Source organism: Paenibacillus sp. Dod16 (genome assembly GCF_049893405.1).
In the GTDB taxonomy this organism is placed as follows: Bacteria; Bacillota; Bacilli; order Paenibacillales; family Paenibacillaceae; genus Paenibacillus_AQ.
In genome coordinates, this window is record NZ_JBNDYG010000133.1 from 1 (window position 1) to 657 (window position 657).

Annotated in this window: 1 protein-coding gene; it reads left to right on the forward strand. The window is 34.4% G+C overall.

The window, feature by feature from the left end; all coding sequences use genetic code 11:
• A partial coding sequence (locus tag ACPV3A_RS37740) for an IS3 family transposase (protein WP_426205018.1) occupies window positions 1-621 on the forward strand: 621 nt, incomplete at its 5' end.
• Window positions 622-657 lie beyond the last annotated feature (36 nt).

Here is a 657-nt window from a genome sequence, read left to right on the forward strand (position 1 = left end):
ATAATGAAAAAATATAACATTGTTTGCCCCATCCGAAAAGCAAATCCTTATCGTCAAATGGCTAAGGCTACGCAGGAACATCGTGTATTAAAAAATGAATTAAACCGTAAATTCAAACAAGAAACTCCTGGGAAAGTACTACTTACTGACATTACCTATTTATTTTATGGACAAGGGAAGAAAGCATATCTCTCTACGATTCAAGATGCATCCACCAATGAAATTTTGGCTTATCAGGTTTCGGATAAGATTACGCTTGATATTGCACTAGAAACGGTTAAAAAGCTAAAAAATAACCGGTCAATAACACTTACATCAGATGCACTGATTCATTCTGATCAAGGATTCCACTACACAAATCCAACGTTTCAAAAGCTTGTAAAAAAAGTAGGGTTAAAACAATCCATGTCCAGACGTGGAAACTGTTGGGATAACGCCCCTCAAGAATCATTCTTTGGACACTTTAAAGATGAAACAGAAATTAAATCATGCGAATCATTAGATGAATTAAAACAAGAGATTAAAAGCTATATGACGTATTACAACCACTATCGATATCAATGGAACTTAAAGAAGATGACTCCTGTACAGTACAGAAATCATCTTCTTCAAAGTGCCTAACCTTTTTTAATTGTCCTTTACATGGGGTACATTTTA